At 59.5% G+C, this 26,424-nt stretch carries 15 protein-coding genes and 1 tRNA gene; 8 read left to right on the top strand and 8 right to left on the bottom strand.

Features of this window, described 5'->3' with window-relative positions:
- Nucleotides 1-94 precede the first annotated feature (94 nt).
- Together ACSC1W_RS04680 and ACSC1W_RS04675 are read right to left on the bottom strand one after the other, a co-directional pair.
- A complete protein-coding gene (locus tag ACSC1W_RS04680; RefSeq protein WP_435345702.1) occupies nucleotides 95-5,113 on the bottom strand; it encodes a sacsin N-terminal ATP-binding-like domain-containing protein in 5,019 nt (1,672 codons plus the stop codon).
- A 101-nt stretch (nucleotides 5,114-5,214) separates the two neighbouring features.
- Nucleotides 5,215-6,891 carry a DUF8612 domain-containing protein gene (locus ACSC1W_RS04675; protein WP_435345701.1) on the bottom strand — a complete coding sequence of 559 codons (1,677 nt, stop codon included), beginning with the start codon at nucleotides 6,889-6,891 and terminating at the stop codon, nucleotides 5,215-5,217.
- A gap of 258 nt (nucleotides 6,892-7,149) precedes the next feature.
- Here ACSC1W_RS04675 and ACSC1W_RS04670 point away from each other — a divergent pair, with 258 nt between their 5' ends.
- The 8 genes from ACSC1W_RS04670 to ACSC1W_RS04635 all read left to right on the top strand — a co-directional run bounded on the left by ACSC1W_RS04670 (nucleotide 7,150) and on the right by ACSC1W_RS04635 (nucleotide 22,570).
- The gene (locus ACSC1W_RS04670) at nucleotides 7,150-9,828 is read left to right on the top strand and encodes a Piwi domain-containing protein (RefSeq protein ID WP_435345700.1); all 2,679 of its coding nucleotides are present in this window, start codon (nucleotides 7,150-7,152) and stop codon (nucleotides 9,826-9,828) included.
- Between the two features lie 63 nt (nucleotides 9,829-9,891).
- Nucleotides 9,892-12,012 carry a phospholipase D-like domain-containing protein gene (locus tag ACSC1W_RS04665; RefSeq protein ID WP_435345699.1) on the top strand — a complete coding sequence of 707 codons (2,121 nt, stop codon included), beginning with the start codon at nucleotides 9,892-9,894 and terminating at the stop codon, nucleotides 12,010-12,012.
- Between the two features lie 5 nt (nucleotides 12,013-12,017).
- Entirely contained in the window at nucleotides 12,018-14,078 is a 2,061-nt protein-coding gene (locus ACSC1W_RS04660) for a PD-(D/E)XK nuclease family protein (RefSeq protein ID WP_435345698.1), read from the top strand.
- Nucleotides 14,075-14,980: a RecB family exonuclease gene (locus ACSC1W_RS04655; RefSeq protein ID WP_435345697.1), complete on the top strand. Its 906-nt coding sequence runs from the start codon at nucleotides 14,075-14,077 to the stop codon at nucleotides 14,978-14,980. The genes ACSC1W_RS04660 and ACSC1W_RS04655 overlap by 4 nt, the downstream gene beginning before the upstream one ends.
- Nucleotides 14,977-18,438 carry an ATP-dependent helicase gene (locus ACSC1W_RS04650; protein WP_435345696.1) on the top strand — a complete coding sequence of 1,154 codons (3,462 nt, stop codon included), beginning with the start codon at nucleotides 14,977-14,979 and terminating at the stop codon, nucleotides 18,436-18,438. Before ACSC1W_RS04655 ends, ACSC1W_RS04650 begins: the two co-directional genes overlap by 4 nt.
- A 721-nt stretch (nucleotides 18,439-19,159) precedes the next feature.
- The gene (locus ACSC1W_RS04645; RefSeq protein ID WP_435345695.1) at nucleotides 19,160-19,474 is read left to right on the top strand and encodes a hypothetical protein; all 315 of its coding nucleotides are present in this window, start codon (nucleotides 19,160-19,162) and stop codon (nucleotides 19,472-19,474) included.
- 95 nt (nucleotides 19,475-19,569) lie between these two features.
- Nucleotides 19,570-22,020 (top strand): Eco57I restriction-modification methylase domain-containing protein, encoded by a 2,451-nt coding sequence (locus ACSC1W_RS04640; RefSeq protein ID WP_435345694.1) that lies wholly within the window; start codon nucleotides 19,570-19,572, stop codon nucleotides 22,018-22,020.
- A 379-nt stretch (nucleotides 22,021-22,399) separates the two neighbouring features.
- The gene (locus tag ACSC1W_RS04635; protein WP_435345693.1) at nucleotides 22,400-22,570 is read left to right on the top strand and encodes a hypothetical protein; all 171 of its coding nucleotides are present in this window, start codon (nucleotides 22,400-22,402) and stop codon (nucleotides 22,568-22,570) included.
- 278 nt (nucleotides 22,571-22,848) lie between these two features.
- On the opposite strand, the gene ACSC1W_RS04630 is transcribed toward ACSC1W_RS04635, so the two are convergent.
- The 6 genes from ACSC1W_RS04630 to ACSC1W_RS04605 form a co-directional block, all read right to left on the bottom strand.
- A tRNA-Arg gene (locus ACSC1W_RS04630) sits at nucleotides 22,849-22,923 on the bottom strand.
- Between the two features lie 57 nt (nucleotides 22,924-22,980).
- Nucleotides 22,981-23,727, bottom strand: coding sequence for a DUF7289 family protein (locus ACSC1W_RS04625; RefSeq protein WP_435345692.1), 747 nt, complete (start codon nucleotides 23,725-23,727; stop codon nucleotides 22,981-22,983).
- On the bottom strand, nucleotides 23,724-24,290 hold the full coding sequence (locus ACSC1W_RS04620; protein ID WP_435345691.1) for a DUF7266 family protein: 567 nt from the start codon (nucleotides 24,288-24,290) through the stop codon (nucleotides 23,724-23,726). Before ACSC1W_RS04620 ends, ACSC1W_RS04625 begins: the two co-directional genes overlap by 4 nt.
- Nucleotides 24,287-25,279: a DUF7261 family protein gene (locus ACSC1W_RS04615; RefSeq protein ID WP_435345690.1), complete on the bottom strand. Its 993-nt coding sequence runs from the start codon at nucleotides 25,277-25,279 to the stop codon at nucleotides 24,287-24,289. Before ACSC1W_RS04615 ends, ACSC1W_RS04620 begins: the two co-directional genes overlap by 4 nt.
- Entirely contained in the window at nucleotides 25,273-25,899 is a 627-nt protein-coding gene (locus tag ACSC1W_RS04610) for a DUF7288 family protein (RefSeq protein ID WP_435345689.1), read from the bottom strand. The genes ACSC1W_RS04615 and ACSC1W_RS04610 overlap by 7 nt, the downstream gene beginning before the upstream one ends.
- A 4-nt stretch (nucleotides 25,900-25,903) precedes the next feature.
- Entirely contained in the window at nucleotides 25,904-26,419 is a 516-nt protein-coding gene (locus ACSC1W_RS04605) for a DUF7287 family protein (RefSeq protein ID WP_435345688.1), read from the bottom strand.
- Between the last annotated feature and the right edge of the window lie 5 nt (nucleotides 26,420-26,424).

Raw genomic sequence — 26,424 nt, 5'->3', positions numbered from 1 at the left:
CGTGAGGAGAAGGCTGGTGACTGTGACGTCTGGGTTGTCAACCGGTGGCGTTACTTGCGACCCCCGCTCGATGACTCGCGGCAGGCGTAGTCGGTTATTCCTCCCACTCGATGGGGCGTTCAATGATCGGGTCGTCGTCGAAGTCGAAGCTGCGGAGGTCTACCTGGACGTTCCGTTCGCGTGTTTCGCGTTGCCGGTTCCGTAACCGGTCGAACGGTTGTGGTATTTCGAGGAGTTCTGCGTCACCGCTGTTGCCGAGTCGAATGTTTCGGGCGACGTAGAGGTAGTAGTGCTCGCTGAGTGGGCCGCCTGCGGCTTTCCATTCGTTCCACGAGAGTGACGGTTTGCGTGTGTTCAGGCCGGAGGTTTTGAGCTCGATGCAACGGTCGATCATTGCCTCGCCGTTGTCGTCGGTTCGGATCGTTAGGACGTCGAATCCGGGCCAGTCGCGGTCGAGCGGGTTTTCTGCGGCGGATAGGCCGCGTTGGTCTGCGAACCGATGAATCGCGGATTCGAGGAGGTCGGAGTGTTCGCGGTGCTTCAGGTATTCTTCTGGTGTGTGAACGTCGAAGACTTTCGATTCCGGGTTGGGTTCGTCGGCATCCGCGAGCCGCGTTCGTTCTGCATCAATCGTAATTGCCATACCGAACGCGTCAATCTCGTCACGATACTCTTGTGACGCAGCTCCACCCCCACCGCTATGATTACTGGACGTGGACTGCTCGTTCCCCGAGTCCTGGCGACCACCGTTATCGGGTGGGTTTGTGGAGACATCGGCGTTCCGGAGTGATTCGGCGATTTGCCGGTCGCCGATTCGAGTGACGGCGTCGATACTAGGGATGCGCGAGGAGTGTGCGCTGGTTCCAGCCGTGCCGGTGGATGATTCCGATCCGCCGTTAGCTGCTGCGGTATGTGTGTTCGTGGTGGAATCGAATGCGCCGTCATTGTCTGGTTCAGGGTCGGGTGGGTGATTTGTCACGCCGTCCACTTTCGGTGGGTCCTCAGGGTCACTTTCGAAGAGTGCTTTCCGAGTCGCTTCGATTTGGCCGTTCGGGACTTCGCTCCCGACGGTTCGGAGTCGCTCATGTAATGCGATAGCTGGCGTTTCGTTCCCGAACGCGTAGTCCACGAGGTTGTTGACAGCCTCGTAGTACTGTGGGACATCGAGCCGGTCGGTGTACGCGCCGGTGAGTGCATCGACGAACGCCTCTCGGTTGAGTGTCGCGTCGATGAGGATCGTGGTAATCGTGTCGCCGTCGCGTTCAATGTGGTACGGTTGCGGTTTCGGGTCGAGATTACGGTTCCAGCTGCCGTCGGTGAGCGTGATGCTGAGATCGAGGTCGGTGACGAACACGATGTTATCGAAGAATGACTTGGTTCGGGTCGTGTCTTGGTCGACGAGCGCGGATGATGGTCGGTTCGTTCGGAGTCGTAGGACGAGCGCGGCAAGGACCGTCTGGAGCCACGTGGTGTCGATTTCGAAGCCAGAGATAGATGTCGGGAGAGGGCGTTCATCGCCGTATCCGGGTTGTTTCTCGACAGCGGCTCGCAAGTCGGTTGCGCCGCAGTATTCGCCGAGACTGACGGCTTCTGGTTTGAACATAGCGAGGAGTGGAACACCGAGGTTTCCGTAGCGGTCACGACTGCTTCGTGACCGGACGAAGTAGGTGTCACCCGCGCGTTTGAGGGCGTACTTATCGTCAACCCGGCAGAGGACAAGTGCGTCCGAGAGCCCACTTTGTTCGGGGTCCCACTCGCCACTGATCTGGTTGCCACGCGTTAGTCTCGGGAGGAGTTCAGCGACGCGTGTGTAGAGTAGTTCGACAGCACTGCTGTACTGAGCGAGGTCGTCATCGGTCCACGCGAGTAACTCCCCGATACGACTGATCACGCGTTCGGCGTCCTGTGGTGAGAACGTGCCTTGCTCCAGCCGTACCCCGATACCGAGTGTGTCGGCGAGTTCTTCGAAGCTGACTGGCGTTTCACTTTCTCTCGTTGGGAAGCCCCCGTCTACGAACGGTAGCAAGGGCTGTAGCCCATTCACGTCAAGGCTGAAGCGCTCACGGTCGTTGCGTGGAAGACTCCACGCGGCCGTTGGGCGGACGGCATCGAACGAGGTCGGCACCCAAGATGCCTGTCGGAGTTGCCACACCCACAGGTTCCAGCCGAGCGCCGATTGTTCATCGTGCGTGAACACATAGCTCACGTTACTGCCACGCCACCGTTCGTTGGTGAACTCCGCGACAGTCGTGTGTCGTCGCTTGGAGAGACCGTGGTCCCACCAGCGCGTGAGGTGCGTGAGGAGACGACTCCCAACCTCGTCCGATAGTTTTGCGGCCGAGAGGATTTCCGACGCGTACTCTAGAGAATTTACTTGGAACAGGTACTGCTCGTCTGGGTCGGGGATTTCCGAGGATACCGCATCCACGAGGTGGTCGCGGTACGACTGCCATTCGGTGTCGGTGAGTCCCGTGTATCGGTGATCGACGGAGTAGACACCGTCTCCTTGGAGGTCTTCGGACGCTGTAATCGTCGAATTCGACGGTTGACTGAGACCCTGTGTCTGACGATACGTCTGCTGTTCACCGGGCGCGAATAGTGGCAGCGGGCGTAGATGTTCGAACACGCCGAGCCACGAGAAGAACGCTGCCCATGCTTCGAGCGTCTCTGCGCGCTCTTCGTCTTCGTCAGTATTGAACCACGTAGGTGAAGCTAGGAACTTCGGATCGAATCGTTCAGAATCAGTTTGGGCGGCGACGGCGTTGAGGAATGGTTCGATGTGGGCGTCTTCGGGGCGGTTGAGCGCGGTTTGCCAAGCCGAACTGAAGTACACGCGGTGTGCAGGATGCCACTCGACTGTGCCGTCCTCTGTTGGCTGTGTCGGGATGGGAAGTTGTGCCAGGGCCGAGTATGGTTTCTTCGCAGATTGGTAGAGTAGTGGAGATTCTGGGCTGCGGTCGTTTTCAGGTGACTGGACGTCCGTCATCTCACGGATCGTTCGTAACACCCCGTCGGATGCGAGGATAGATGGGTCCGCATTTGGTGAGTTTGGTCCAGGGAGATGGGGACTGATTGCGGTGTCGAACACTTGTGAGAACAGGTAGTCGTTGATGTCCCAGATCGTCTGAACGTCGGCGTCGAAGTTCGCCGGGAGTGCGTCTTCCCGAAGCGGTGCCGCGCGGTCGGCGTTCGTGCCGTGGTACAGTTCACGCGGAAGAAATTCGAGCGTCGGTAAGGCGTCTGCTGTAATGTCGCCCTCTGGTGGCATGAAGATCGTACCGGCCTCGTTCGAACCGCGTATCGCGTGCTTCGTCCCTTCTGGGTCGGTTATGATCTCAACGGGGAACACGTCGTGTCGGCGGCATGCTTCGTCGAAGGCTGAACGGTCCTCGTCGCTCTCCATCGTTTTACGTAGACGAACGAGATAGACAAGTACCGGATCGACCGTGAGGCGGCACGGCTCGTCGTCATCTGGGGGGGTTCGGCCGAATTCACGTTCGTCGACGATGCTAAGGAGAGGATCCACAGAAACAGCAGCGAGGGAACCCGGTATCGATGGCGCGTCGTACTGTGACGCACCGTACGCTACTAGCGTCTGGGTGTGGTGGTGGGTGGATAATTCCGCTGAAGGGACGTGCGGCTGGTCGTCGGCTTGACTGTCCCCGGACTGGAGGAGAGACACGAAGTCGGTACCTAAGTCCGAGAGTTGGGCGGACGTTGGGGGTACTGTGATGTCATCGATGGCAACTCGTTGGTTAGCACGCGCACTCGGTAGGAATTCAACGGACGTGAGTCGGGTCTTGATCGCGTCGAAGAGACAGTCCTCGACAGTCCCTTGGGTGAACGACCAGTCCCGGCCTTGCCCCAACGACGGGTCCAGCGTGGTGAGGAAGTCCCCCGCCGATGTTGCGGACTGCTCGACGAATGAAATGACACTGTCTGCGAGGAGCTCGCCGACTGCCGTGAACAGGAGGGCATTGAACTGGCCGTCGTACCCGCGCGAGTCATCGTAGTTGAGTGTGAGATTTCGGCGAGACGTATCTGACTGGAAAGTCCCAGTCACGAGCGCTGGGATCGGACTGCGTTCTTTCGTCGGGAGGAAAACGTGAAGGTACGGTGGTTGGTTGTGAGTCTCACCGTACACGGGCTTGAGTTTCCAACCCTTCGGGCGAAGAGAGGGAGGGGAGTCCCCAGGGGTCACGGAGAACGCGATACCAACGCGTAATTCTCCCATCGCATCCACCTCTGGCTGGGTCAGATCCGCGCGGTCCGATATCTGCTTTTGGTCAAGATCGGTTTGTTCGAACAGGCAGAACCAGTCGGTGCGTGTATCCTCTGGGCTGTCCGCTGTGTCTGTGGTGAGCTCTATGAGCGTTGCGTCACAGCCGGTCATATCGTGTCGGGCAATCTCCCATTCCCAGTCTTGCCCGAGACTGCTGATCTCTATCTTTTGAAGCTGTGGCAGCAGTGCTACCGTGTTTGCGTCTAGACCTTCGAGCTTGGTATGGATTGATTCCCGGTGCCGAGCGGGGTCTCGAAGTGGAAGTTCGAACACCGTGGTAAATCCATCATTCAAAAGTGCTCGCACTCGGGGCGGAGTGGTTGTCTCGTGTGGAAGACAGAGCAAGGGAACTTGTTCAGCGGCGAGTGCGTCGTCCCGCTCAGCAGATATCTTATCGTTGCCATTCAAGAGATCTACCGTCGTATCTCGATTGAATTGCGCCTGAACGTTCTCTGAGTATACACTCGGATTATCCGTGACGCCGAGAACAGACGTGAACCCCCGACCCTTGTGGCCAATAGTCGTCTCGCCAGCTTTTGTCGTTCGGGTCGTGAGCGTCAGCGCGTAAAGGTCTTCGAAGGAGAACGCCGCACCGTTGTTCGCAACGAGGAGCCTGTCCTCCGTGAGTTCAAACCGTACCCGTGGTTCGTCAGTGTCGCCCATCTCGTCGACGGCGTTCTGTAGCAACTCGAAGACAAACCGCCCCTCATAGTCAGCGCGGTCCTGACGTTCAGTCCCCGCGTCAGCCTCAATTCGATCCGGATTACTCTCGTAGGTGTCGACGTGCCGGCATTGAATATCCGAGATCGAGGCCGGTCCGGAACCGTTCATACACACTGGTGTCGAGTCAGAGATATATACCTCAGGGAAAATGGTGTTGAGAGAATGGCACAGGACCAGAACTCATCGACTTCAACAACCCTGGGATCTGCTTAACAGATCAGGAGGAACAGCCAGAATGGAAGATAACAGATTCTTGTTTCCCCTCTCTGAGTAACGAGTGACTCGCTCTCGGCAACGCTCTTTGGGAGACTGTCGGTGATGACGAACCGGTACGGCGCTTGGTAGTCTAATTCTCGGAGATCTTCGCTGTCGGATTGGGTATGTTGGCCGGAGTTGGGGTCGAAGTCTTCGGCGATTGATTCAGCGTTGCCAGTGTGCGGGTGGTAAGAGAGGATGAAGGGGAGAACGTGCCCGTTGCGGTGGAGAATGTAGTCGATGAGACCGGATTCGGTTTCTGTGTATTCGACATCGAATGCTCCGACGGTGTATGCGAGACGTTTGGCGTGATCAAAGGCGACGGTCCGGGCGAGTTTGTATTCGAACTCGTGGTTGAGGGTGTCTTGCTGTTCGTAGCCTTCGAAGCCGTAGTGTTCCTGTCGTTGGGAGAGAAGGACGAGGTGGCGTGGGTTGCGGAGGTACAGGCGGGTGCGGCGGTAGCGTCGCAGGGAGTAGTCGTGTGATTCAGTGACAGCGATCCCCTCATCAAGAACATCAAGGTAACTATCGACCGTCCGCCTGTCGACGCCGATTTGGTCGCTGAGGGCGGTGTACTTGAGTTCCTCACCGGCGTTAGTTGCTGCGATGGAACTGAGTCTGTGGAGGTTTTCGGGTTGTTGGATGGATCGGTACTTGGCAAGTTCTTTGTAGAGGAAGAGGAGGAAGTGCGATTTGGAGAGTTCGTTCCGGATCGTTGGGTCGTCTGTCTGGTGGAGCGTGCCGCCTGTGCGCAGGTACGCGCGTGCGGCGTCGTGAAGATTGTCTCGGTCGTCCGCGTCGAAAAGGTCGAAGCAGAGTTCTGAGAGTGTCTCAACAGCAGTGTCGAGATTGGTCTCGGAATCTCTTCCGGAAAGCCCGGTGCGGATCGTCTTGATCGGCGATGGTCCGTCTAAGTCGGGTGATTGGTACTGTTCGAGTCTGGTTCGGAATTCGTCATCGAAATCGACGCCGAGTCCCTCGCCGATTTGAACAGTGTCGATGAATTTCATCGGGAGAATCGGCCATAATTCGAATTCTTCGATGATGTCGGCGGATTCGGTAGCTGAGAGATCGACTTGAGATGCGACGATGCCGGTCAGGATTAGGTATGTATCCTCGTCGACGGCGTCGAGTAGCTGTGCTTTCCGATCCTCGTCGAGGTCAAGGGCTTGGACATCGTCGAGGAGGATGAACTTTTGTCCTTGACGAGGTGCGACGTGCGTCTGGAAGTAGTCGATGACCTGGTTGAGGCGTTTGATGTCGTCTCCTTCGCGTTCGAGTTGGTATAGGGAGTCCTCTAAGGGGATGTAGAGTATTTGTCGCGGTCCGATTTCGGAGGTGAGTTCGAGTTCTGTGTTTTGGTTCGGGAAGTCTGTCGTGTTGAGGAGCGCTGCGACGAGTTGGTGGAGAAGAGTAGTTTTGCCGATGCCGGTCTGGCCGTGAATTGCGTAGACGAGGCTGTCGACGCCGTCAGTGTAGTGGGTGTTCGTCGTTTTGAGAACGCGGTGGAAATCAGATCGAGGGGTAAGGTCTGTGGCTTGCGATAGTTCTGGAGAGGTACCGTCACCCCACCACTGGTTATGCTGCTCGGCGTCGTCGATGAACTCTTCTGCACTCCCTGTCCCAAGCATAGAGACGATTACTAGGGGCTAGTACAAATATTCACGCATCTCGATGTCTCTATTCAGAGTATACTGATGTCTTGCTGTCTATCAGGCTATGATTGGCAAATTTCCGACGCCCGGTGTCGTTCGGTACTTCCTCATGAATGCCTCATTTGTGGGGAAGAGACGCTTCCACAGAGTTCGTTGCATCTAAAATTGATTTACCGTGTTTGAGATTCGCCTAGTGAAAAATTATATATTCTGGGCGTCCGTTGGTCGGCGTAGATGGCAGTCAAGGCCGATATCGAGGATGGGGAAGAGATCGACATTGAGCTGCGCGTCACGGGGATTGACGAGTGGGAGCACGATGCCATCGCTCGGAAAGTCCAGCTGGAGGACGTCGACGGCGCGGCGGTAGATCTGACAGTGTTTCACAACAACGACGTCGCGGACTTCGAATGGCAGATCGGGGAGTGGTATCTCCTAGAGAACGTCGTCGGGAACGAGTTTCGGGGCGAGATGCAACTCAACCCGGGGTACGACCTTACCGTCACGCTATTAGACGATCCTCCGGCCGCTGCCAGGAGCGATAATTCGACCGGTAGTGAACTCTCGGAAAAACCAGTCGACCAGTTAGGGGAGAGTGGTGCTGCCGCGTCGACATCGGATGAGCCCGGTGACGAAGAGTTCGTTCGCGGAAGCGAGGTCGATGGTAGTTCGCGGCCGACGGCTGATGGTGGCGGCGAGCTCCTGCATCAACAGCCGCTCTCGGACGGGAACTACTTGCTGCAGTTCGAACTCGGGTCGTTGCCTGAGCTACCGGTCCACGAGTACGAAATCCGGGCGACCGGGAGCGGCGGAATCGACCCTGATGATTTCACGAACGGGATTGAGGGGTTCACGGCGAAAGCGGCGAACTACTACCAGTCACGAATCCGGAGTCCCGTGACGACGGCTGACGCGTCCCGGCGGCGTATCTACGCGACCGAGAAACTCCACGGTACTATCTCGATTCACGGGTACACCGTCAAGCCGGTCCATCAGGGCGAGACGACGCTGGAAGCGCGCTCGTACACGAACGACGGCCCGCTCCAGGAGTTCGTCAAGCAGGACGTGAAACGAGCCGTTGCTGGTCGCTTCGAGGTGTCCGGGATCGACTCGATCATCGAGCCCACCCCGCAGCGGACCGCGAACAGCGGGTTGTTCGAAGCCTATCGGAAGTACAAGTGCCGGATTCGCGTCGATGCTGACGGGACCGTGATTTGCGGTGTAAACGTCGCATACCATCTCGAATCGACGTTCTCCGCTGCCGACTGGGTGCAACGCGGATACGACATCGCCGGTGTGACCGTCGAGCACGACACGGACCTGTACGACAGTGCGCGCACGGCGACGGTCACGGAGCTCATCGACATGGACTACGATGATATGCTGGACGGGCCAGGCGTCCCGATGTCGGAGTACCACGAGAAACACGTCGAACAGGACGTCATCGACTCGATGCGGGCCGGGGATCCAGTCATTGCTGACCTAAAGTACGGGAGCGGCGAGGATTCGATCTTCCCGCAGCTCCTGGAGTACTGTAAGGTCATCCCGACGTTCGACCAGTTGGGCCGCGTCGATGAAACGTTCCTGAACGTCATCCACAACGAGAGCCGGATGAAACCCGAGGAGCGGTTCAACGTCGTCACGTCGTTCGTCGACCTGCTCGGCCCGACGCCGTACTTCGGCTTCGACCCGGTCCCGCAGCCAACAAACGCCGGGTACCGAGAACACAAGACACCGAATATCCCGAACCTGCGGTTCGGTGATGGTCGAACAGGGTACTACGGGGCTGGCGGGCTGGAACGGAAGGGCTACGGCGTGTACAAGGCTCCAGAGTCGTTCGACATCATCGCGCTGTATCCGGACAGCGAACAAGCCGCAGCACGACCGTACGTCCTTTCAGTTCTCGGCAAGCTCGCGGACTACGACGGAAAGCCGACGAAGTTCGACCAGGAGACCTACGAACTGGGTTCGGAGTTCCACTACTCCCAGCATGCACAGAAGGCAAGCGACTACGACGCGGCGCTAATCGTCGTCCCTGCTAAGGACAAAGCCGCGGCAGCAGACTACGACGACCCGTATCCCGAGTTTAAGCGCCGACTTGGACAACTCGGGGTGCCGAGTCAGATGATCACCATCGACAATCTCGGCAACGACAGCTATCTCGGGAACATCAGCTCGTCTCTAATCGGGAAAGCGGGCGGCGTGCCATGGCGGATCGACGACGTCCCAGGGGACGTTGACGCGTTCGTCGGCCTCGACGTGACCTACGACCACGCGACAAAGCAACACCTCGGCGCGGCCGCGAACGTCATCATGGCCGACGGAACCATCCTCGCGTCCGAGGCCGTCACGAAGCAAGCTGGCGAGACGTTCGACGAGGACGACGTAGCGAACGTCATCAAGCACGTTCTAGAAATCTTCGCCGAAGAGGAAGGCCGACCACCGCGGCACGTAGTCATCCATCGGGACGGGAAATTCTACCTCGACATCGAGAGCCTGATCAAGCGTATCGACAAGGCTAGGGATCTCATCCAGCGGTTCGACCTCGTCGAGATTCGAAAGTCCGGGAACCCCCGCATCGCCGAGTACGACGAATCGAAATCACGGTTCGATATCGCGGACAAAGGCGTCGCCTTCCACGTCCACAACGGCAACCACTCCTACCTGACCACGACCGGCGGGAAGGAGGGCAGTCCTGGCACGCCGCGGCCGCTACAGATCGTGAAACGCCACGGATCGACAGATCTCGACACGCTCGCGGAGCAAACCTACTGGCTGTCGGAGGCACACGTAGGGTCGCTGAGCCGGTCCACCCGGCTCCCCATCACCACGTACTACGCCGACAAATGCGCCGACTTCGCCATGAAGGGCTACCTCACCAAGGGTAGCGTCATCCGCGGTGTCCCATACATCTGACCATGCGCCAGTACTGCCACACGCAACCACTCACGCACTCATCGCCACACCGGTAACCCTTGCATGACCAAGACTGAATTCGAAGCAACGGTCAAGTTCGATGACGGCAGCACCGCCGACCTGGAGATGGCTGCCGACAAATCATGGGACAGTTTTCTGAACTACTTCGGTGACGCCCAGCACGTCTACTGCGTCACGTACAGTCAGTCACCCGCGTTCATCTACAAGATGTTTCAGAACTGTGACCTCGCAGTGGACTCCCTGGAGGTCATCGTCGGGGACAACCAGCACGATGACTACCGGCGGTCGCTGAAGAACACGAACAACGCGAAGAAAATCGCCGCGCAACTGGAATCGCTGCGGCGAGACGGTGATCTCCGCATCCACACCGTCGATTCCCCGCGTGTCCTCCTCCACACGAAACTCTACATCGTCGAGAACCAGGACGGGTCTCGCACCCTCATCTGTGGCTCGGCGAACCTCTCGAAGCAGGCATGGCAGGGGAGCAAACAAACCAACGTCAACATGGCCTGGCGTACCGACGGGGACACGCCCGTCGACGAGTGGTTCGAACGGCTCTACGCGTTCCACAAGGACTACGCGACGCCGTTCATGGAAGACCTCACCGAGGAGATCGAAGACGCCGACACGGCAGAAGAAGAGGCGAAGATCTACGACATTTGGCTAGGTGGCGACGAGTTCAGTGACGACCCGGTCGCCGAGCTGAACGCCCGGCTCGACGAAGCGGTTGACGACGACCAAGTCAACACGTACAACGTCGTCACGGACGCCGAAGAAGCAGAAAAGGCGGTGTTCGCCGCCGAAGATACGGATACCGATCCAACAGAGATCAGTCCGGACAAGCGTGTGCGCCTCTCCCCGCAGGGGCTCGAAGACGCTATCTCGAATCTGGACGACACGCTGTCCGCCAACAACATCCGTATCAACGACGGTGAAATCGTAGCGACACCCGCCGGCATCGCACGGTACAAAGAGACCTTCACCGGATACCCCGACCTCAACGTCGACAAGGAAGAGAAGACGGTCGGGCTGCGAGTTGACGACTCCGTCCTCGAATTAACGGCTCCTCTCCCGGATGACCCGCAGGAAGTCGCTGACGCGCTCGACCTGATCGAGCAGTACGTCGAAACGGTCGGCGAGTTCGGCGAAACGCGAACGACGAAGGAAACACGCGCGCACTTCTACGAGGGAGTTATCTACTTCTGCTGGGCTCCGTTCGCAAACTACTGCGCCCATCACTACGCCGAGTACGAATCCGCAGAACTCGACAAGGACCTACCGTTCCTGTTCCTTCACGGCGACAACGACAGCGGGAAGGGCATGTTCCTGCGGTTCGGAGCGCGACTCATCTCGAACGGGTACGTACAGGAGGTCACGACCGGCGACGACTTCGTCAAAAACAACATCGAGCGTGCTCGTGCATCGGACACCGTTTTCCCGTACATCGTTGACGACGTGGCGAAGTCGAAGATCGACCGGGACATCATCAAGTCGTACTGGGAGGGAAAATGGGACGGCACCATCCAGATGCCGACGTTCATCTTCTCCTCGAACGACTCGACGAAACCCAAATCCGAACTTCGGACCCGGATGAAAACGCTGGATTTCAACGTCAACTTCTCCGAACTGGAGAAGGACGAACGAGAAGCAGCCGCGCAGATCGCAGGGCAGGCAGACAGTTGTAATCTGTTCCCATGGTTCGCCCACCTGTTCTTGCAGCGGGATATCTCTCTACCAGACCAGTCGGACCGACTCGCGGATGCTCGGGACGTGTTCGCAGAGTTGTACGCGTATGCCGAGAAGGAACCACCGGAGTACGTACCGCTGGAGAAACCCGCCGAGCAGGAACACGACCCAGGGCGTCGGAAGTGGATCAGCGCGCTGACCGACGGGCTGTGTGAACTCGATTTCAAAGACGACGGGCGTGTTGTCGCTGATTTCTCGGCGAATTTGGATCAGCAGCAGTGCTGGCAGTTCCAAAAAGCTACGCCAGCCCATATCCGGGCGAATATTTACGGGCCGGCAGTCCAGTTTGAAAGCGCAAACAGGTTCAAGAATTGGATAGATGAGCCCAATATCATCGAAGAGGCACGACGCGACACTGAAACAACCGCTGACAACACCGGTGTTCTGTCTCGGGTCACACGGCTCGTCCGAGGATAACAGCCATGTCTGACTACTCATCTCACCGGCGATTCGACGGAACGTTAGTCACGGCACCGTTCGGAGGCGAAAACGTCGAACGAACAGCACGGGAGGAATACCAGACGCTCCTCAACGAGCATGATTCTGAGGATGTGCTCGTCATCACGGGTGCGCCGACGAGTACGGACGCGTTCCGGGAGACCTTGGGTAAGGAGTTGCCGGGTGCGGCGACGCCGTACGTGACGTCGCTCGTCGTGCACGCGACCGATGTCCTCAATCAGACCGATGACCGCGTCATTCTCTCCGACGCGCTACGCCGAGAACTCCTCCACCGATTTCTCGTGGATTACGAGTGGGAAACGAAGTACCTCCAACGGGCGTCCGAACAGCCGTCGTTCATCGAGGATGTGGATGCCGTGATGGGCACGATCTCTTGGCAAACGGTCACGCCCGAGGAAACCCCCGAACTCCGTGACATCACGGCTGCGCTCGACGCGTTCCATGAGTGGCTCGCCGAGCACGACCACATGGAACGCGGGCAACTCATCTCGGACGCGCTCGATGTCCTGACCGGGGATGCCCGCGGCGATGTCGTCGATTTCGAGGCGGTGCTCGCAGTCGAGTTTGAGGAGTTCTTCCCGCTCGACCGCGCGTATCTCGACACGCTCGCAGGGGACTGTGAACTCGTCTGTATCGCCGAAGAGAACGCCAGTGTGCGCCGCACGTGGGTCGAGACAGGGCCCGTTATGGACTACGTCTCGTTTAGCGAATCTCGCCGCGGGACATCGGGATCGCCATCGACGCGACCAGCTGCCACAGCAGCGTATTTCGCCGACGAAACGGTCCCGGAAGACCCGGAAACCGGGTCGGTCTCCGTCCTCGCAACAGATTCCAGTGACGAACAACTCGCCGAGATTGCCAACGAGATCGAAGCCCTCGTCGCGCAGTCGGACTGGAACTACGACGACATCGCTGTCGCCACGAAGCAAAGTGGGAGTACCGTTACGGACACTATCGAAGCGCTCGAACGCACTGGAATCCCGACGGAATCGACAACAGTCACTGGTTTCGGAGACGACCCCGCGATTCGGGAACTCCTCGCTGCCGTTCGGCATCTTGCTACCGACGACGAGGACGGGGTGCCCGACCACGGCCCAGACCTCGATACGGAGCGCTTAGACCGCGTCCGCGAGATAGACAACCTCGAAGATGGGATTCGCTGGTTGGCGACAGACGCAGGGTTGAAAGAGCGGATCGCGGAACGCGCGACCCCGCTGAACGCACGGGCGCAGTTCGGAAACGTCAAGCGGGCGTTCCGGATGGCCGAGTTCCTCGAAGAGACTGAGTTCGTGGATGCGACGTGGGAATCCTTCGAGGAGATGCTGGAACGCGCCCACGAGTACGCACCGCAACAGAATCAGACGAGCGCGACTGACCTCGATGGCGGCGTCCGCGTGGACCACTTGCAGGCGATCAAGAACGAGTCGTTCCGCGCGGTGTTTCTCGTGAATCTTGTCGACAGTGAGTACCCGGGTGACCCGTTCCTGACGCGGTTGTTCCCGACCGAGCGGGTCGCGTCGATGCCGGACTACCCCGGTGTCACGGAACTTGACGAGCCGGACGTAGATGCGACGTTCCCGACGACATCCACGGCGTCGAGTCGGCCGTTCGCGCGGTATCACACAGAACACGCGCGGCGACGCCTGGCGATTGGGGCTGGCGCTGCAAACGAGCACCTGTACTGTTGTCTGTACGAGTTCGAGGACACTGCGTTGGAAGAGCGTGCGCAAGCGTCGCGGTTCCTCACAGACGCGTACGACCGCCTGCCGTGGGTCACCCAAGCCGACAAGCCACACATCACGAGCGAGCAAGCGGCGGAGGACTTCCTGTTGTCGCGGGTTGACGACGCGCTCGCCGCGGTTCGTCGCGCGAACAGTCAGGACGTGACGGTGTCGCTCGACGAGGTGGAAGCGGAACTCGGCGAGGTGCAGGACCTGCTCGATAAGAGCGGGGCGCGTGGCGAGGAACTCCGGAAGGCGTTGCGTGCGCGTGTCGAGTTCGCTAACGGGGAGGTGCGACGATGAGCCAGGAGTCGCTCTCACCGTCGCGGCTGGCGAACTATGCGACGTGCCCACGGCTGTACGATTATCGATACGTACAGGACGTGAACGCGCCGGACCGCACTGAACTCTACCTAAATCAGGGGACGATTTACCACGAGACTATCGAAGACACGTGTGAGGCGACCGACCGCGACGATCCACCAGGGGTGATTCACGACCGAGCGATGCGGATCTTTGATGCGAAGTGGGACGAACACAGTAGCGCGGACGACTACGAATCACGAGCACACCGGGAGTACCAGCGCGCTGAGAACCGGGCTGCCATCGAGTCGTTCTTCGATCCTGACGGCGGGGTCGGCATCGACCACGCACTCCGCTCAATCACAACCGAATGCTGGATAGAATGTGAAGTAGATGGGCGAGGACTTCACGGGAAAGCAGACAACGTCGTCCGGACGGACGAGGGTATCCATATCTTCGATTACAAGCGGAAAACACACGGGATGCTCTCCGACGGGACAGCCGAGTACCTCGGCGACCACCTCGACGGGGAGGCCCACGAGCCGAAGCGTGTCCGGAACGCGTTCCAGACGGCGACGTACATCGAGGGCGTGAAGAACGAACCGTTCTACGAGGACGGAATGGAGGTCCGATTCAGTTTCTACGGCCTCCTCAACAAAACGTCGTTCGAGAGTACACCGTCTGGATATGACGTGTCTGCACGCGGGTGGCCACGGGAAACTACGGAGATCTACGAAGACCACTACGAGACAATTTGGGGGCTCATTCGCGCCGCGCACGACGGCATCACGAACGGAACCCACGAGCCAGAACCGTTCAATCTCCTCAACGAGGAGGCGTGCCCGGACTGTGACTATCGAGAGATGTGTGCGGATCGCCTGTCGACGGAGGTGCGACGATGAGCGGTGACAGTGACGAGTACCCGTCGTGGCTCCCGGTCCCGGAGGAAGATGTGTCTCCGGAGCCCCAACAGCAGACGATCATCGACTCTGACGCCTACCCGATGCGTGTGCTCGCCGGGGCCGGGACGGGGAAGACGTTCACGATGGTGCGGAAGATCGAGCACCTCATCGACGAGGAGGACGTGTCCCCGGACCGGATTCTCGCGTTGACGTTCACGAACAACGCTGCGGACTCGATGCGTGAGAAACTCAACGCGAAACTCGGCGCGGCCGGGTACGACATCGACGCGTACACGTACCACTCGATCTGTAACGAGATCCTCACTGACTACGCGTACGAAGCCGGGATCGATCCGGACTTCGAGGTCGCCACGGACGCCGAGAAGTACGCCATCGTGCTGGACGTTCTGGACGACATCGAGTACCGATTTGTGAAACCCAACGTGTACGGGAGCGACGGGTACGCGTCAGGGGCCGCGTCGAAGCTGCTCAACTTCATCGGGTCGATGAAGCGCAGCGGCATCACGCCCGACGACATCGACGACTTCCTCGGCCCTGCTGACTGCGTCTACGAACTCGCCGACCTCTCTGAGCGTGTCGAGGCTATTGCCAGCGACCATCTGGGCGGCCGGTCCGTGTCGAGCGTACTGGGCTCGCTCCCAGACGCGCGTGCTGATCTCGTTACTGAACGCGACGCGCTCGGGACGGACGGTATGGAAGGCAGCGCACGTGACTTCCTCGACCGACTTGTGGATCTTTGCGACGCGCTGGAAGCAGCGTTCGAAGCCCATGAGGTAGGCGAGCGGGAACTGCCGGATAACGCGTACAAGCTCCCGAAGTACCTGTTCGGTGGGTACGCGAGCGGTGCGCCGAAAGGCATTCCGGACAATCTTGATCTCGAACTCACGGACCATCTCGACTCGTTCCTCTCGGACTGTCTCACTGCCCGTGACCTGACTGCGGGGTACGCCGCGTACGAGCGTGAGCTCGACGAGCGGAATCTCATCGACTTCGATGGGCTCGTTGTGGAAACGGCTGCACTGATGGAGTCACCGGTAGGCGAGGAAATCGCTAACCGGTGGGACTACGTGTTCTGTGACGAGTTCCAGGATACCGACCGCCTCCAGTTCGACCTCGTCACGTCACTCGTCACCGACGACAACCTGTTCGTCGTCGGCGACGACGATCAGGCGATCTACGAGTGGCGTGGCGCACACGTCGCCAACATCACTGACGAACTCGACCGTGCGTTCGCCGCGCTCGAAGATGAACCGTTAGAGGAGAACTTCCGCTCCCGACAGCCGGTTCTCGACCTGGCGAACGAGGCGATACAGAAGCTCGATCACCGCGAACGACACAAGACACTGAAGCGCGTCGACGAACCTGCGTACGACGGGGACACTGTCGCTACCGTCGAACTGCCGGATGAGGACGATGCAGACGGCGCTACCCAACTTCGAACCGTCGTGCAGAATCTGCTGAGCGGAGCAGCAGCGAACCCCGATGAGGCGTACGATCCAGGCGACATTGCGTTACTTGTCCGGAAGAACGACCACGCGACGCCCGTCATCGAGGAATTCGAAGATGCCGGCATCCCGTACCAGGTTGCTGGCGATCTGGCCACAGAATCAGTCGGTGTCGGCACCGTGACTGCCTACCTGAAAGCACTCGCACGGCCCGAAGACGAGGTGAGCTGGAATCGCGTCCTCCTGATGCGGTACCGGCTCCGCGATGCGGACCTCCGCACCCTCAACGCGGGCGACGACCCGCTCGTAGACACGCTCCGCAAGACCCCGCTCGACGAGTTCAAGGAGCCTGACCGCGTCGCGGAAGCCCGTAACCACGTCACGGAACTCCTCGACCTCCGAAATTCGGCGTCGCTCAGCCACCTCTACCGCGAACTCACAGACATCACGAACATCGAGTGGTATCTCAGCGAGCAGGAGCGCCGGGACCTCGCCCAACTAGAGGATGTCATCGAACAGTACGGGGATAGTGGCGTCCAACCACCCCTCACGCCGGAGTTCATCGACTCGCTCGAACACTACGACTCCCTGTTCGACGAGAGCGGCTCTTCCCCGACGAGTCAGCCGGATGTCGCCGACGACGCGGTCAGCGTGATGACCATCCACAAGAGCAAGGGCCTTGACTTCCCCGTCGTCCTCATCCCGCAAGTCACAACCGACGAGTGGGCACCGAGTTCACGTACCTACGACGCGCTCGAAACCAGCCTCTCCGACGGCGCAGAGGCTGCGTTCGCCGAGGATTTCGTCGAGCGTGACGCTCGTGAAACCCGTCGTGTGTTCCACGTCGGCATCACGCGCGCCGAAGACATACTCGTTCTTCAGGGCGGCAGCGAGGACGACGACGATGCTGCGGACGTACACCCGGTTACGGAGTCCGTTGACGAGGTTCTCCCACCACGAATTCCGTGGCAGCCAGAGCGAGGACAGCTCCCCCTCTGGGCCGACGTCCAAGAGTGTCTCCCGGGCGAGGCGGTAGACTGGACGGACACACTGGCCAGCGAGACGGTCGGGCACGTTGGTGGTACCGTCAATCACGACGGAGAAGAACTGACAGTCGAGGCAGCGCGCGACCGCGTGATAGACCTCGCAACAGCCACCTTCAACGGAGATCTCTCACCAAGAGCCGAGCGGGAGACACTCCAGATTACGTCGCTAAACGGCCCGTCGACGCCGCCGCCGTCGCTCTCGCACAGTTACACGTCGCTGGCAGCCTACGAGGAATGTCCGCGGAGCCACTATCTGGACTACGTGGTTAACGCATTCCCCGACTATCAGGAGACCGCGGCCACGAGCGATGCTGAGGGCGGTGTATCGCAACGTGAGATCGGACTACTGTTCCACGACACTGCAGAGCAAGCCGCGAAGCAAGACGTAAAACGTCGTGAGAGGTGGTACGAAATCTGTGAGCGGCTCGCCAGTCAACGCCGCGCCGAGGACGCGCTCCTGGCGGCGAAGGAGTGCATCGACCGGTACTTCGAGTTAGACCTCATAGACTACGAGATCATCGACGCGGAGCGGGAGTTCGAACTCGACATCGACGGGCACGAGCTCGTCGGTTACATCGACGCCGTCTACCGGACGCCAGGCGGTGAGCTCCTCGTCATCGACTACAAGGCCACCGAACGTCACCGCGACTTGGAGGACGATAAGCAACTCCCAATCTACCTATTAGCGTGTCGTGACCTGTACGACGAGCCAGTGGCGCGTGCTGGGTACGCGTACGTCGGCGAAATCGGGCCGAAGGTCGAATCCCGAACGTTTAGTGACGGTGACCTGGCGGCAGTCAGGGACGACGTGACGGCGTCGATGACCCGTATTGCCGAGTTCACGTTCGGTCGGTACACTGCTGGTGAGCACTGCCAGTGGTGCCAACACAACCAACTGGCCTGTGCGCCGGACTCGTTCACTGTCGGTCCAGGGTTCGAGGAGTGACCAGTCGAAACCGAGGGATTGGACGGACGGTAGTCCCGGCTCTCCGGCCTTGTTTTTCCTGAATCTTTCGCTGGGCTTGATTCGGTACTCTGTTCGCAGTCCAAGCAACTCTCGGTTGGGTCTGGTTGACCGAATGCATAGATCATTATCGCAGTAATCATTATCTAAAGTATGACCTTCTACGACCGGGAGATTCAGTTGGGGAAGACCTCGTCGAGAGCCTACGAGCGAAGGCCGAGTACGTCCGCTAGGGACCGGCTGATCGAGACGAACGGTTCGCTCTGTTCTCAAAAAACTGGTTCGTCGACGGGCTCGAAGAGCAACTCAACGACTCCTGGTCTCTGTTCAGCGTAACGGACATCGACAATCTCCTCATCCAGATTGAGTGCTCCTGTCTCCGAGTCATAGAGAATGTCTGGTTAAGTCGTTTTGAGTTCGTGTTGTCTTCCAGATTCCGCACATCCTCGGCGATGTGGTGGCATTACAAAGAATTCATCGAGGAAGGTAGGGCTTCCCGGTGGCGCGCGGTGTGTTGAGCGATTCACCGTCTTTTCGCGGGTGAAGTGGTGCCTATATTGTCACTATCGGCGATATGGTCGTGCTGTCAGTCGGGCGGGCATACTGTCAGTCCGGATTTCGGCTTCTAACGGCCTGTGGCGTTAGAAATAGGGGTATCTCAGGGCTAACCCTTTAATACGACCAGGTAATGTCCTGTTTTGACATGCAGCGCGTCATCGACAGGAGACTGTACGACACGGACCGAGCCGAAGAGATTGCCCAGCATGCCCCAAACACGAATCGAGGTGACTTCTACTACCTCATCGAAACGCTATACAAGACCTCAGGCGGGGAGTACTTCCTCCACGGTGAGGGTGGTGCGGCAACGAAATACGCCAAGCCGTGTAGCGGGGGCGGCACGACTGGCGGTGCGGAGATCGAACCCCTCGACGAGGAAGCAGCGCTGGACTGGTGCGAAGAACACTACATCGACGGTGAGATCGTCGTCGACGAATTCGGTCATCTGATCGAAACGTAGCTCCAGCGGCTGCCACGGACACCCAGCGATTGCCTCGGAACCCGACTCCTCACGAGTGGCTGGCGTAACTGCGGATCGTGCCCGCAGCGAGGTATATGAGAGACTCAGAAGAAATCAACCGACTCCACCGTCGGGGAACGGGTAGCAACGCTCGTTCGTATCCTCCGACCCCTGTCCCGTCCCCGGTAACGAGCGGCGGGATAGCCCACTCACCGGTCGCCCCAGTGGGGTTGGACGGGCGTCGGAGTGAACAGGTAGACGACGTCATCCGGCAGCTCACGAGCGACGGGCACGAGATTCCAGCACCGTTCTCTAAAGGAGCGCTGTACCAGACTGCTGCCAGCGTTGGTATCGAGGTGTGGAAGCCCGCAGTGAAGGATCGAATCACAAATCGTGTACTCGACCGACTCAGCTACGAGTGGGACTCAGTCTCTCAATCATTTGCGCCCGTAGTCACAGATGAGCTCATTGAGGACATTCAACAGGCAGCAGGCACCGTCACCCCGGCGTTTGATATGGAATTATCGGAGTCACTCCGCGAGCAAATCCTGGAGTGGTGCGATCTACACGGCCTCGGTTCGTTCGACACTGGGGCGGTACAGCGGACGATTGCACGTCACGCCGTCCTGAGTGTCCTACTGAAATCGGCCCTGTACGAATGGTACCGGTGCCGCGATGTCGTTCCGCCGCTCATCGCTCCGGTACAGCAGGCGTTTCACAACGCACGGAAGCGGACAGGAGACGGAGCGTTCGATACGTTCGTTCTTGACCACGTCGCGGAACTGGCTGATAAGGACGCCCTGGAATCTGCGTTGGCTCACCGGGATCGATTGCTCTTCTCACCCCAGCCGACGGAAGATATCGGGAAGCTCTACGCGGAGCTAACACCGAGCGAGTACCGGCAGTCACTCGGGCAGTTTCGGACACCGCCGGAAATTGCAGCGACGATGAAGTCTTGGGCTAACCGTGACGCCGACCACCTTCTCGACCCTGGAATGGGAGCAGGTGTACTATCCAGCGCGTTTCACCCACGCTGGCGTCTGAACACTGACCCCACGCACGTTGACGGGATCGAACGCAGCCCCCTCGCTCGGGTCATGGGCGCGACAGCGCTCACGTTGAGTGGCCAGCTAAACACACCACGTATGCGCGACTTCTTGGACCTTGATACAGACGATCTTCAGCGCGACATCACCGGGATCGTGTGCAATCCACCGTACACGAGCGGAGATGCACTCCCGAAAAAATACAAAAACCGGATCAACGCGGCCATAGAACAATCGACAGGAATCGACGTGAGTGCGCGGTCACCGCTCTACGCGTACTTTCTGCTCCACGCTCGCTCATTCCTGTCCTCGGGAGACCGTGCGGCATTCCTCACGCCGGACAGCTTCCTCACCACTGCCTACGGCGAATCGCTCAAACAGTTCCTGCTGGACGAGTTTTCCATCACCGCGCTCGTTCAGTTCGACCCGGCAGGCGAATCGGTTTTCGAGGACGCCCAAGTCACCGCACTCGTTTCCTTCTTAGAAGCAAGTTCTGGTGGTAACGAGGGTGAGACGCGCTTCATTCGCGTGGACGAGTCCATCGATTCGAGTACGCTTCATAACGCAGTGCAGAATGGGGAACAGGGTGAGACTGAGTGGGGGTTCATCAATCACGTTCCGCAAGCAGATCTTGTGCCCGGGCAAAACTGGGCAGCACTATTCAATCCCTGCGACGTCGATACAAGCGAGCTGACTGAGCTCGGCGAGTTCGTCACGATCCACCGCGGGAAGTCCACCGGCGATGTGACGTTTTTCTGCCTGACTCAGAACGAAGTCGACGAGTCCGGAATCTCTGAGAAACACTTGTCTCGACTCATTCGCCAACCAAAGCTCGTCGACGGGTACGATTTCCGTGAAGCGGACTGGGAGCAATTACGAGTTACTGGTGAGGAGGTGTGGCTACTAGACCCAGACGAACTACCAGATGTCCCGAAGTCACGGGGAGACTTCGAGAAGCAAGTGCTATTCAACGCTGACTCGGTCCCGAGGAACAGCGACGGCGAGGTGTCGAACGTCGTTTCGTATCTACTGGATAGTGTCTACCGGACCAACTCGCTCGGAGCGAACGTAATCGAGAATCGCCCGTACTGGTATCGACCCCGTCGACAAGCCTCGCCTCGATTCTTGGTACAAGACGCCGGTCGAGACGGCTTCACCTTCATCCTCAACGAGACAACGGCGAGAAATATCAACAACTTTCGTGGATTCTACGACATGTCCCTTGAGGAAACTGAGCTGAAAGCGTTGCTCGCGTACCTGAATAGCAACATCGGACAGCAGGTGATCCAAACACAGACACAACCGCAGCAAGGCGGCTACGAGAAACTCAGCATCAGCGCGCTCAACGAACTCCCTGTTATCGATCCGACATCGCTCGAAGAACCTATCGTGGCGACTCTGGCCGACCTATTCGATGAGTTGCGTGACACTGCTAAAGAGGGAGGGAATTGTGACTCGGTGTTAAACCGACTTGACAGCCTGGTCCAACAAGTGATGTAAATCCCCATCCTCGCTGGTTGAACGCGTTCCACCGACGATATCTGTGTCTTCATTGAACGGATCAACGAGGCAATCATCGTCAAACTCGCCACGACACCTGCTGAAGAGTTCACAGGGCCACGTAATTACTCACTTGTGTACCCACGTATGTACGTGAGTACGAACCTGGGACTGTACTCAGGGTGGAGGTAGATTTTAGGAATGGAGTCACATTGTCGACGGCATGTTTCGACGGTCGTTCCTCAGCGTTCTTTCGGCAGTACCGGTGCTTCCACTGCTTCCAGACCGAGTCCGTAAGGATAAGCGCCAACCCGTTCCGTCCGAAGGCAATCTCATGTTCTGGTTCCATTTCCACGGAGCGATCAAACGCGACCGACCAATGAGCACGGAATGGGCGCGCGAAAAGACCGTGGAGGAGTTGAATCTTCAGAACCTCACCGATGAGGAAGCCATCCGGCTCTTAGAACTGGCGAACGAAGGGGTGTACGACACTGACGACGTGCCCAAACGATGGCGTACCCTCTTCGAGAAGATGGAACAGGAACTCTGAGGGACGAGGAACTGCGTGGAAGCAGACGGGATCCATATCTGAAGTGCTGAGTTGAGTGGCGGGAAAGGGCCGAAGTTGGACGCCAAAGTCTCTCACGCGCAGCCAATTACACTCTCTACCCAAGTATTATGTCCTCGCGGTGTCATTCAAATGCAAGCGAATCGCATGACTCCGGCGACCCCCGTTCCGAAATGTGATGAAATCAAAACGGCCGAAGAGGGGTTCCTTTATAAGCGCCGTACCGCCGTCTGCCAAATGTTACCCGTCACGCAGAATGATGGGCGCTGCAGGATTTGAACCCGCGGCAGCTTGGTCCGAAGCCAAGTACTCTGTCCAGGCTGAGCTAAGCGCCCGTAAGAGACAGGTAGAAGATAGTACCTTTTAACTCCCGCGATTCGGAGTCGGGGCCGTCACTGGAACTCGACGGTGACGACGGTGACCCGGACGACGACCACGTCGGCCGAACAGCTGTACTCGCCGCCACCCAGGTCCTGCCAGCCGTTCTCGACCAGGTAGCGCTCCCAGGCGTCGCCGTACTCGGAGTCGTCGATCGAGAGAACGACGCTGTCGGGCCCGGAGCCGCCGCTGCCGTCCGGGTAACTGTAGAGGAGCTGGTTCGATTCACGCCTGGTGATGACCTCGACGTTGGTGTCGCCCCCGCGGGCACCGGACAGACCGTCGAACGCGACGAGCGAGACGACGGCGCGGTCGTCGCTGCAGACGAACGAGGGCTCGCTCACCATCGCGGACGAACCGCGGTCCTTCCGGAAGACGGCGCCGCTCTCGTAGGCGACGTAGGTGCCGTCGATGGTGTACCGGAGCGAACCGGTCGTGTTGGTCTGTGGCCCCCAGACGGTCGAGCCACTGCTGTCTTCGACGCTGACCTCGAACTCCGTCTGCTCTTCGACCTGGATGGTGCCGCCGTTGAGCTGTATCGCGCCCGAACTGGCGGGCGACCGGTCGTGCTGGACGTTGTCGAATCCGGTGGAGAGAGCGTCGAACGCCCGGACCGCGTTGGTCTTCTGTTCGCCCTGCTGGAAGTCGCTGAGGCTGCTGAACCCGACGCCGTACACCAGTCCGACCGAGGTGATGATGATGGAGAAGACGACGACGAACGCAAGGACGTCGCTGACCGAACGGTCGTCGAGGGGTCTCATTGGCGACCCTCCACGAGCGCCTGTCGACCGACGGTAGACGGGTGACCCAGCCGTGGCGACGGGCGGTCGCTGCTGAGTCGAATCGAAGACCCGTCGTAGACGATGTAGAGGTCGCCGCCGCTGACGCTACTCTCGGTGACGGCGGTGTCGTTCCGGAAGGGCACGACGATGTTCGCCCTCGCCTCGCTGGATTCGAGGACCAGGCACGCCGTCTTCCCGTCGTCGTTGTACGGTGCCGTGTCGTACGGGGCGCACTCCGACGACCCGGGTTCGTACAACCTGACGGCGTAACCACTCCCGGATACCTGTGCCGGATGCTCTGTCTCGAGAGTCATCTCGCCGGTCGACCCGTCGGTGGTGTGGTCGACGTGCGAGAGGTCGGACACGATGCGGTTACCGATGGTCCGGAGTTCGTCGCGTGCCGCGTTGCTCTTCTCGTCCTGCAAGAGCCCACTCGTGCCCACGAGGAGGCCGGCGACGAGGATGGTCGTGATGCCGATGGTCAGGACGTGCGTGATGGCGATGGAGACGCCGCGGTCGTCGTGGGTTGGGACTCGTATCATCGTGTGCTGTCGTTGTACACGGGAACGGTGATCGTTCGTCGATACGACGTGGACTGGGTGTCGTAGTAGACGTCGACGCCTGCTGCCCAGACGATGTCGGTGTGCGATGGTGCACTCCCGGGGTCGTCCAGACTCGTCATCATGGAGTAGTCACCGGTGACTTCGTCCGCGTTTCGGAACCACAGTTCGTACCCCTCACCCCCGCTGATAGGTGCTATCCCGTCGGTGAACGAGAGACATGACTTGGGGACGCCGTCGACGGTGCCGTTGCTCACGTCGATGTCTACCGAACTCGAACCGGGGGCGGTGCACGTCTCGTGTGTCCCGGAGGACCAATCCTCCCAGCCGGATGGTGCAGAGGCGGCAGTGTCGGTGTCGGTGTACGTATCTATCTGCAGGTCCCCACTGGCATCCCGACTGAACCACATGACGCGCCACTTCGCATCGCCGTCTGGAGCCGTTCCACGTACGGCGACGTGGAACGCGTCGGCTCGGTTCTGGTGGAGGCTCCCGGAATCGACCTCCATCTCGAACTCGGCGACGTCCGCTGGCTCGGAGGTATCGGCCAGTGCCCAGTTGCGGCTCCCACTCGAATTTTCGAAACTGCCTCCGCCGTCCACCAACTGAACGCCGTAGTCGGTCGCGCTATCGTTGTACGACACGTTCGCGAGCGTCGGTCCAGACTCCGCGAGTAGTGCCTGCCACACCGCGCTGAAGTCGCTGACGTTCTCGGTCATCGCCGTCTCCAATCCGGCCTGGTTGTAGTCGTCCTGGTTCACCCGGTAGGCCAGTCCGGCGACCGATTCGCCGCCGACGTGTTCGAGTTGTTCGGCCTGGTCGACGGCGGACACGGTGCCCGTCGAACCGACGTTCTCCGCGTAGAGGCTCGTGTTCAGGACCACGACGATACCGAGGATGATGAACGCGATGGCGACCGCGCCGACGAGGACGACCTGTGCCTTCGAGTCCGGTTCGGCGACGTTCACCATAGTATCACCCGTACCACGACGACGTTGTAGACCGGGCCGTCGACGTCGTTCGGGATGGGGAACTCCTGGAGCGTGGCGTTCGCGAGCGTCGGACAGTTCGGTCGACACGCCTCGCCCGTGAGTCGCTGGTCGTCGTACAGCGTGACGGTGTACGTCGCCGTGACGGCCGACTCGGTCGGGACGCCACGGTACACCATCCGCTGTTGCTCCGTCTCGGTGCCGTTCCGGTAGGTGACGAGGACGTTGTACTCCCGTCCCTGCTCGCCGAACGTCTGGTTGAGCATGGGGCCGAACTGCGTCCCGTCGGCGTCACACGCGGTGACGTTCGGGGGTTCGTTCGGTCCGTAGCCGATCCGAGGGTCGATGCCCTCTGCGAACGTGCTCTCGTTCGACCCGTTCCAGTACCGGACGTGGCACGAGAGGCTGCCGTCCTCGGCGTTGATCGCGAGCACGTCGTTCGCCGAGGAGCGTAACTGCTCCTGTACGTCGAGGCCGACCTGACCGGACGTCGTCGGCAGGATGACGACGGACTGGAGTGCGAACAGGACCGCCGTCAGTATCAGTATCGACCCGATGAACCCCTCGAGCGTGTATGCCTGTGAACGTTCGTCGTCTCTCATGCTATCACCACACTCGCACCACCAGGAGGCACTCGACGTCACACTGTCCGCTCTCGACGACGACGACCCGCGTCGTCGACGCCGCAGACGTCTGGGAGCCATACTCGTCTCCGGCGCTCATCTCGTCCCCCGAAGCGGGCCCGACGAGTACCGTCCGCGTCCCGTCGTCGTGGACGTTCATCACCGTCACGTTGACGTCGGCCGACGCTCGCAGGCCGAAGTAGGCCCGAAGGTCGGCGTCCGTGGGGTTGTTGGTGAGGAAGTTGTCCAGTTCCGTGTCGTCGAGCGTCCGTAGTTCGCCCTCGACGAGGTGGTCGTCGATGATGGTCTCTGCGACCCGGTCGGACTTCGCGGTGATGTCGTCCCCGAGAGGCGACCCGAACGGACTCAACAGACTCGGCAGGAATCCGAAGGTGAACCCCACGGTCAGCAGGAAGATGCTGATGCCGACGGCGAAGTCCTGCGTGGTCTGTCCCCGACCGTCGGACCCGCGTCGAAGCGTGTTTCCCGTCGTCTTCATCGTTT

This window comes from Haloarchaeobius marinus (assembly GCF_051207415.1).
In the GTDB taxonomy this organism is placed as follows: Archaea; Halobacteriota; Halobacteria; order Halobacteriales; family Natrialbaceae; genus Haloarchaeobius.
This window is presented reverse-complemented; position numbering and strand designations above follow the sequence as displayed.